Below are 8,115 nucleotides of genomic sequence, written 5' to 3' on the forward strand. Positions count from 1 at the left end.
CGATGTTTGATAATCGACAAAATTATATCATGCCGAAATTGATGGATAAAAAGACGGATTTTGAAGCCCCGGCCAATTCGGGTTTTCTCCGTCCGAGAAGAGCCAGAGTTTATCAATCCGGGGAGATTCCAGTGAAGGGGGAGGAAATTGGCCAGCCTAGATTTTTGAAGAGTCTCTTGATGAAAAGGCAGTTAAAACAGTCGGTTATTAGGGTAAAATTTCTCTGAATTTTTTTGACGTAATTAAGGACATGATTCTAGACGGTTATGTCCAATTGATCTTCAATCCGTAAACCTCCTAGTCTCCCATTGAAGCTGCTTACTCTAATACAATAACATATTGTAATATAAGTGGAAAGAAGCCGACTCTTCGAGCCGCCTCCTTTCCGCACAAATACTCACCCAACCCAATTCCTATTAACCCTTCCATTCTGTGTCAGCGTCACGCTGACACATGACGAGCGTAAGCCGCTCGTCATGCCATTAAGGGACAAAGTCCCATCAAAATTGTACTGGAACCACCACTCTGACCTGTTCAATCCCGATTCTTTCTTTCAGCCAAGCAACCCCTTTTCGAACATCCATACGGCAATTTCTCAACGTCAACTCATTACCAAGTGTTGACGTGATTCCGACATTGATAACGACGATAACCACTTGTGATGAAACACTCTTTTGTGTGTACAACCCCAAATCAACTTTATATGTCTGGAATATAAGGAACTTTACATTCAAGGGTATCGAACATGGAAATCGACGATCCGGTGCGGATTCTTTCAAATATCGGCCTCGGCATTTATCAATACGGGCGAATCGCCAATTTCTCCGGCCCTGTTGTCCTGGTTCTATCCGACTATGATGGGACCATGAGTTCTCACCACAAGAGTGAACTGCGGGCTGTCAGCAGGCCGGAATACGATGAATGGAAACGACAAGCCGCTGCGACGAGCGAGGGAGGCGAACAATGGCTGCATCCATGACCAAGGAGCCGATCAGGGATTTGGGCGACATCAAGTCGATCAAGCAACTCCTCAAATCCAGGCCAAGGGACCACCTGCTGTTCGTCATGGGGATCAATAGCGGAATCCGGCTGGGAGACTTGCTTCAACTCAAAGTCGCTCATGTGGAAGGATGCAAGGTCGGCGATTCTATCGAAATCAGGGAATCCAAGACGGGGAAACAGAATTTCCTCATTATTAATAAGGAAATAGGCCGTTCTCTGGCGGTTTATATGGGCCATGGTAAACGGTGCTCGGACGACTATCTGTTCGGGTCGAGGAAGTCGGGAAACCCACTGGCCCTTGCCACGGTGAACAGGATGGTTCAGGCATGGACCAAAGCAATCAACCTCAAAGGCAACTATGGAGGCAGGACGCTTCGCAAGACCTTCGGCTATGTCCAGCGTGTGCATTACGGGGTCGGCTTCGAGATTCTTTGCCGCCGATACAATCATTCCAATCCGGCGGTGACCATGCGCTACATAGGGGTTCAGCCCATCGAAGTCAGCGAGATCATGATGCACGACATATAGGCCTCCATATCCCTCACAACCTCTCAGAAAGGCGTCGGTTCATTTTCGGACCGACGCCTTATGTCTTTATGGAGTATGTGTTTCGGATTTCGTCGAAGCCGGATCAGTAGGAATGTGGCATCGAATTCTGGTGCTAAAATATTTCAAAAATACACATATAAGTTGTTTTTCGAGCTATTTCAAGCATTCTTTGATGTATCGGTTGTTATTCCAATAGGTTGATCTCCTCTTGGGCCTGTTTTTACGGCTTTTCCCCATTTTCCCAGCATCCGATCGTGCCATTTCGTGTGAAATGGGTTGAAGATTTATTGTGCGTTAAACCAGTATGTTACATGGTGACGAGGGAAAAGTTTTCTTCGATTAGTTCAAATCGTCAAAACCCCTATGCGATAATAGTGGGAAATCCACGTTGAAACGTTGCTCGCCAAATGCATCGACTAGTCACTTTCGCAATTGGTGAATGCAATTTTCAAATACAACTAAGTTTGCGGGCCCGCTTCTTTTCAACACTAGACACTTCACGGAGGATAACCATGAAGTACCAAGATCTGTCCCGTAGGGACGTACTGGCTAAGGAAAAGAAGTATAACATCTCTTACCGCTGCACCTCGCCTCGAAAGGGTGGGCCTGTGTATCGTAAGGTCTTCTTCTCGGACGATTACATCGCCGAGTGCGGCTGGAACAAAGGCGACCGCATCCGAGTCGTCTATTCGCCGGAGCAAAACGCTCTGGGGTTCAAAATGGTCACCTTCCGTGAGGAAGACGGATTCGTCCGCGCTCTTACCAAGGCGAAGAATTCGCGCGACCACTACATCAAGCTCGTGGGAGACTTCGAAGTTCTCCCCTTCATCGACGACCGCATCGAGTTGAAAGAACTCGATGTGAGGCAGGATGGATTCTCCTTCGCCAGCCTCCCGGCGACCGAGGAGGACTCTACTTCGGAATCCGCTGATTCCGGCATGGAGAATATCTACGATCGGCTTCACGCCGTCGAGCCGGTAGACGGCGACGATGACGAATACGATCTGGATGACGAACTCGACGCCCTGGACGCCCTCGGGCGTTAACCCCATCTAATGGGGGCCGACGGCTTCTCGCTGTCGGCCCCCAAAATCAAGGACATTTTCATGCAGAAAAAGAGAGGCCGAAACAAGGCCGAGTCCATCAGTGCGGTCAATGAATTTTTCGGCGAAGGGGCGTTTGAAGACGCGGACGACGCTCCCAAGCCCCCTCGAATGAAGATGATTTCGTATGTGTACGTGCCGTTACCCGCTCCCAGGAAGGTCGATTACTGCAAGGAATGGGACAATACGGGAAAGGTGCTCAACACATACTTCCAAAAGAGGCCTCACTCCAAGCAGGCGGAACGGCAACCCGCTACGACGAGCGACGAGGACGAGTAGTCCCTACAACCCTGTGTACAGACCTAACCCCTCAATATAAATAACTGTAACATGAGGCCAAACTTAACAGAGTGATACACGAGCAGAACGAATATGACCGAATTGAAGTTGACTCCCGGGAACAACCGGAAGGGATAACGGCCAAGGACTAGACGAGACAATCCATGATTCGCCCCGAATACCTCAATCTCAAGAATGCTGCCGTCTATTGCGGATACAATAGCGCGAGGAGCTTCTCCAATCTCATCAAGGAGTATGAGTTGCCGAAGTACGGTCCGAACAGGAACCGCTTCAAGGTCTCTGATCTCGATGATTTTATGGAGTCGCCCACAAGCTTTGTCTCCGCTCCGGTACGCAGGAGGACGGGGTTCACCCCGGTCGAGATATGAGCGTCGGGCAGATTAAAACGACGGGCGTCTGGTACTGCCAGTACCGTGTCGCGGGCAAGAAGAGTCCCGTTAAGGAATACTTCGGTAAAGGGACTGAGGGCAAGAAAGCCGCAAAGCTCCGCGACCTCGAAGTCCGCAAGGCCAAGATCAAGAAGCTCCCGGTTAATAAGTCGGATATGCATCTCGATGAGTTGGCTCAGCTCTATATCAACCACGAGAAGCGCAAGAAGCGCGACAAAAGCTACCTGAGCCTTATCAGCGACAAGCTGAACAAGGAATGGCTGCCCATCCTCGCCAACAAGCCGATCATGCAGCTCAAGTCCAAGGATTTTGAAGAAGTCCATGCCCTCTACGACGGCAGGGCCGCATCAACGCAGAATCGCTATATGGACTATCTCAATATCATCTTCAACTACGGCGTGAAGATGGACCACATCCCCAAGAACCCCATGAAGAAGTGGTGGTCCCTTGTGAAGCGTCCCGAGAAGTCGAGAGAACTCACGATCAGCCTTGGGGAGTTCCGTAAGCTTTACAACGTGTCGCCGCCACACCTTCAGTTCGCTCTAGAGGTTATGTGGGAGCTTGGCGCACGTCCCGGTCCGAGCGAGTTGTTCGGATTGCTGTGGAAGGATGTCGATTGGCAGAACAACACCATTCGCGTCCGTGGCACCAAGACCGAGGCGAGCGATAGGGTTATCCCCATTACGGATAAATTCAAGGAGCGCCTGAAGGCCAAGCGCGTCGAGGCCCAGACCGACTTCCTCATCGAATTTCGAGGAAGGCGCATCAAGAGCGTCAAGACGGCCTTCAATTCGGCAAGGAAGCGTGCCGGTCTGGACAAGTCCGTATGCATGTACACGATCAGGCACTTGTTCACTTCGGAAATACTCGCCAAGGGTGCCGACGCCAAGGCTGTAGCCAACATGCTGGGCCACACCTCATTGAGGATGATCATGAACACGTACTATCATGAAACCAACGATGAGCGACGCAGGGCCATCGAGGTGAAGCCTGAGTTGATCTAACGTTTATCAATCCAGTATCCAGAAGGACCAGCAAAAACCAATTTGTTGGTCCTTTTGCTTTTTGAATTTCCTGTAAATATCGAAAGTTATACTTGCCATTGGAATGTTTGGGAAAGTATACATGGCTCCTATTCTTTCATTTTATTGAATTGCAGAATTAGGAGAGTTTCGTGATCACAAATCCCAAAGACGTTGAAAAGATTAGACAGTTGGTGCGGGAAGGTAAGACTATTGCCTCAGTGATGGAGAATGATTTCCCCGAATACGAGTATTGGGACATTTACGGGGCGGCTTGGCAGCAAGACGAACGAAGCGCGATGGGAGTCAAGCGCATGATTGCCTATCGTCTGAAATGGATGCAATCAGCCAGCAAAGCAGAACAAGAGCAATTCCTAGAAGAGATCGATGATCTGGTGTGGCACTTGTATGAACGCCTGAAGTCCAACCAAAAGAAGCTTGAGGGCATTCGGGGTATCTTGGACGGTAAATAGCGGTCAGGGCTTCGACTACTGCCAGTATTTATGAGGAAGGCCGGGAATCCCCGGTCTTCCTTTTTGTGTCCCCCAAAGGAACGGTTTTTTTGGATGATGACCATTGAAGGGGGGAGCTGAACCAAATTCCGCCAACGTTTTTGTGCTGCTCTAACCTGCTGCAAAATAAGTTCATCTTAAATATTGATCCTTGAGGCCGGGTGCAACAGTAAGACCCCTTGCTTTTTTATACCGTTTAGCACCCATTCATGCCCCTTTTTTGCCCAAGGCCATTTTCAGCACTTGGCCTGTGATGAAAAGGCGTCTTTGTAACTCATTGGAATGGCTGGCACAAAATTTTATTCGGCAGTCGTTTTTTCAATCCTCTTCTTCAAAACCCTGTCAAGCTGCCAAGTTATGCTTTTTTTGTCCCCTTACTATCCTTTTTCGCCCGTTTTCATCCGAGGCCGAAATTCGGGGTTAGGATGTCTGATCTTTGAACAATCGACATCCCAAAAGGAGGAACTGAATTATGTTTGATTTTGGAAAATCGCTTATTAACATGGACCCCGACGAGCAGAAGAAGATGCTCGACAACGCAACCGGCGGCCAGCGCAGGGCTGCCTTGGAAATGGGCATCGGCTACAACAACCAGAACCAGCAACCGCAGCGGCAGCAGAAGCGGGACGCCTACCACGATTTGGACCGGCTCAACTTTACCGTCGAGAAGGAGAACGAGGCGCACGACTTCTTCGGTAAGGGGCTGGGTGACTGGCAGAAGAATGTCACCGGCAATCAGCCGTCCAAAGATGCTACCAACCTCAAGAAGCAGTTCGATGACTATGAACATTCCGTGCTCTCCACCGTCCCCAAGGGCGGCAAGCGGCACGAGGCTCTTTCGAAATCCCTGCCTGACATCAAAAAAGGCTTCCTGCAACAGGGGCATCAGTTCGCCTTGGACAAGCTCAACGAACGCTCCCGGAACGTTCTCGACAAGGGCTTGCAGCGTCTTGCCAAGGGGGCGCTTGGAGCCAAAGACGAGAAAGGCGTCCAGGCACATGATGATGCCGCTTTCGATCTCATCAACAAGTACGTGCTATCCGAGGCCAAGTTCGATGAGAAAGACGCTGACGCTATGTACGACAAGTACCTGGGGTATGCCGGTGTTGACGTAAAGAAAGCACGAGCGTCTGAGGGAGAGGATGTGCCTGGTGCCAAGCCGGGCTTCAAGATGGAAGATACCGAGATGCTTGCTGCGAACGATACTGGATCTGCAAGTGATGCTGGTGGCAATGAAGAGGCAGAGGATGCCGAGCTTCAAATCCCGGAAGACCAGGATGAGGTCCATGACGGCAACCAGTATCGTGGGAAGGTCAAAGACCAGGAGCAGCAGAAAGAAAGTCCGAAACCGCAGGGCGAGACCCCCAATACACACGCTGGTCTTGGTGAACTGTCAGAGAAGTATGAATCAGGCAGAGACGGTTCGCATGCCATTTCTTCTGGGGAAGGAGATTTGGGTGGCAAATCGTATGGCAAGTATCAAATGACAAGTAGACACAAGGGGGAAGTTGGAGGTAGAGTCAAAGAATTCGTAACATCTAAGGACTTTCCTTGGAAGGATGAGTTTGAAGGACTGACTCCAGGGTCTGTTGAGTTCGACAAGAAGTGGCGAGATATGGCAGACAAGTATCCTGAGGAGTTTGAACGCCAGCAAGATAAATTCATTTATGACGGTCACTATTTGCCTGTCGCAAATGGCGTTAAAGAATTTGGACTTGATGCTGACAAGCACTCAAAGACATTACAGCAAGTGTTATGGTCAACTGGAGTGCAGCATGGACCGGACACTAATGTGGTGAAGAAGGCCGTTGAGAAACTCAAACAAGAGGAGCGATTCGATCCTTCGAGTCAAGAGTTTGAATCGGACTTGATAGAAGCCATCTACGAAGAAAGGAAAACTCGCTTTGGAGGTTCGTCCAAGAAGGTGAGAGAGAGCGTTCAGAAAAGACTCGAACGTGAAAAACTTGATGCGCTTAACAAATTGAAGAAGGGCCGAAAAGAATAACGATGATAAATGTTGCATCCAAAACGATACTGGTCTTTGTCTTTATCCTTGCTTCAGTAGGGTCATCGGCTGCCGAATCTGTTTCGGGGATTTACCTGAATGTCCACAGCAGTGGGGCGCATTCGTTGGTTTACATAGACGAGAATAATGGGGATGTGACCATACGCCTTTGGGGTGGGCACTCCGGCAAGCGGGAAGACGTGATCGTTCCCTCTGATTGTGAGCTTCTTGCCAGAGGGACACTCAAAGGAAACAGTGTAATAGCCACCTATGTTTTCGAGGACCGTGTGGATGACCCCTATGTCCATATTGAATTCGGTGATAATGAGTTGGACGTCATAAATGCTCTTCCCCATTTTGCCGGATGTGGGGTCTATACGCGCTTTTTTGGAAAGTATAAAAAGTATACTTGCTCGGAAATCAAAAAGATATTTTCGAGAGACCTGGGTTATGGTGATGATGACCCTCAAGCACTGGAAGACCTCTGCCAGTAAATATAGATCAAGGGGTGAGGCCGCAACCTCACCCTTTTTCTTATGCTCAATCCAAAATGGTGTACTTCTGATATATTCCGTATACCATTTCATCAAGAATATCAGTGTCTACGGACAAAGTCCTAGCCATGATCCTATCTCTGAGATACCGTCAGAATATCTCCGACTAAGGACATGGTTGGTCTATGTCCGTCCGTTCTATGAAAACTAGCGAGGTGGGTTATGAAGTCCAAGGACAACAGAGGTGTTGACTCCGAAACCTTTGACCGTGAGATCAAGCGAGTGAACGTTGATTTCCCGGTATGGATGGTCAAGGAGATGGACGAGAAGGCCCGGAGGCTCGGTATTTCCAGACAGGCTTTGGTCAAGGTCTGGATATCCGATTGTCTCCGGTCTGAGAACAAATTAGCCCTGTAGAGTAGGGCGACTGGGAGGCTGGATATACCATTTCTATACCTCCCAAGAATATACAAAAAATATACCTTTTACCCGCAAATATACCCTCGATGTATATTCCTCGCTCAAAACGATAAACATTCCAAACACCTACAAACGATGACCTTGAATGGCATTCAAGAGGTCGTGGGTTCAATTCCCTCCAGCTCCACCACTAGAAAGTTAAGGCTTTCAAGTGAATACTTGGAACCCTTTTTTCGTGCCTGATGTCGGATTTCAGGAATATGTCCGCTATGTGTCCGCCGCTTCCGACGTGCAGTTTTCCGTGTCCGTCATGGCGTCG

General features: G+C 49.2%; 9 protein-coding genes. All 9 read left to right on the forward strand.

Annotation, left to right across the window (positions count from 1 at the left end; all coding sequences use genetic code 11):
- Nucleotides 1–745: 745 nt before the first annotated feature.
- The 9 genes from PHP91_RS03630 to PHP91_RS03670 all read left to right on the forward strand — a co-directional run bounded on the left by PHP91_RS03630 (nt 746) and on the right by PHP91_RS03670 (nt 7,376).
- Nucleotides 746–979 (forward strand): hypothetical protein, encoded by a 234-nt coding sequence (locus PHP91_RS03630; protein ID WP_300136998.1) that lies wholly within the window; start codon nt 746–748, stop codon nt 977–979.
- Nucleotides 964–1,530 carry a tyrosine-type recombinase/integrase gene (locus PHP91_RS03635; protein ID WP_300137001.1) on the forward strand — a complete coding sequence of 189 codons (567 nt, stop codon included), beginning with the start codon at nt 964–966 and terminating at the stop codon, nt 1,528–1,530. The genes PHP91_RS03630 and PHP91_RS03635 overlap by 16 nt, the downstream gene beginning before the upstream one ends.
- A gap of 533 nt (nt 1,531–2,063) precedes the next feature.
- Complete coding sequence (locus PHP91_RS03640; protein ID WP_300137004.1) at nt 2,064–2,597, forward strand: hypothetical protein; 534 nt, start codon at nt 2,064–2,066, stop codon at nt 2,595–2,597.
- A gap of 60 nt (nt 2,598–2,657) precedes the next feature.
- Nucleotides 2,658–2,933 (forward strand): hypothetical protein, encoded by a 276-nt coding sequence (locus PHP91_RS03645; protein ID WP_300137007.1) that lies wholly within the window; start codon nt 2,658–2,660, stop codon nt 2,931–2,933.
- Nucleotides 2,934–3,097: 164 nt separating this feature from the next.
- On the forward strand, nt 3,098–3,322 hold the full coding sequence (locus PHP91_RS03650) for a DNA-binding protein (RefSeq protein ID WP_300137009.1): 225 nt from the start codon (nt 3,098–3,100) through the stop codon (nt 3,320–3,322).
- Nucleotides 3,319–4,347, forward strand: a complete 1,029-nt coding sequence (locus PHP91_RS03655) for a site-specific integrase (RefSeq protein WP_300137013.1) — start codon at nt 3,319–3,321, stop codon at nt 4,345–4,347. Before PHP91_RS03650 ends, PHP91_RS03655 begins: the two co-directional genes overlap by 4 nt.
- 170 nt (nt 4,348–4,517) lie before the next feature.
- Nucleotides 4,518–4,838, forward strand: coding sequence for a hypothetical protein (locus tag PHP91_RS03660; protein ID WP_300137016.1), 321 nt, complete (start codon nt 4,518–4,520; stop codon nt 4,836–4,838).
- Nucleotides 4,839–5,349: 511 nt separating this feature from the next.
- Complete coding sequence (locus PHP91_RS03665; RefSeq protein WP_300137019.1) at nt 5,350–6,882, forward strand: hypothetical protein; 1,533 nt, start codon at nt 5,350–5,352, stop codon at nt 6,880–6,882.
- A gap of 2 nt (nt 6,883–6,884) precedes the next feature.
- On the forward strand, nt 6,885–7,376 hold the full coding sequence (locus tag PHP91_RS03670; protein WP_300137021.1) for a hypothetical protein: 492 nt from the start codon (nt 6,885–6,887) through the stop codon (nt 7,374–7,376).
- Nucleotides 7,377–8,115: the final 739 nt, after the last annotated feature.

This window comes from Pseudodesulfovibrio sp. (assembly GCF_028692895.1).
Lineage (GTDB): Bacteria > Desulfobacterota > Desulfovibrionia > Desulfovibrionales > Desulfovibrionaceae > Pseudodesulfovibrio.

Bases quoted from the DNA above. Each gene is read 5' to 3' on its own strand.
- PHP91_RS03630 (WP_300136998.1), top strand. From the start codon at position 746: ATGGAAATCGACGATCCGGTGCGGATTCTTTCAAATATCGGCCTCGGC.
- PHP91_RS03640 (WP_300137004.1), top strand. From the start codon at position 2,064: ATGAAGTACCAAGATCTGTCCCGTAGGGACGTACTGGCTAAGGAAAAG.
- PHP91_RS03655 (WP_300137013.1), top strand. From the start codon at position 3,319: ATGAGCGTCGGGCAGATTAAAACGACGGGCGTCTGGTACTGCCAGTAC.
- PHP91_RS03650 (WP_300137009.1), top strand. From the start codon at position 3,098: ATGATTCGCCCCGAATACCTCAATCTCAAGAATGCTGCCGTCTATTGC.
- PHP91_RS03635 (WP_300137001.1), top strand. From the start codon at position 964: ATGGCTGCATCCATGACCAAGGAGCCGATCAGGGATTTGGGCGACATC.
- PHP91_RS03665 (WP_300137019.1), top strand. From the start codon at position 5,350: ATGTTTGATTTTGGAAAATCGCTTATTAACATGGACCCCGACGAGCAG.
- PHP91_RS03645 (WP_300137007.1), top strand. From the start codon at position 2,658: ATGCAGAAAAAGAGAGGCCGAAACAAGGCCGAGTCCATCAGTGCGGTC.
- PHP91_RS03670 (WP_300137021.1), top strand. From the start codon at position 6,885: ATGATAAATGTTGCATCCAAAACGATACTGGTCTTTGTCTTTATCCTT.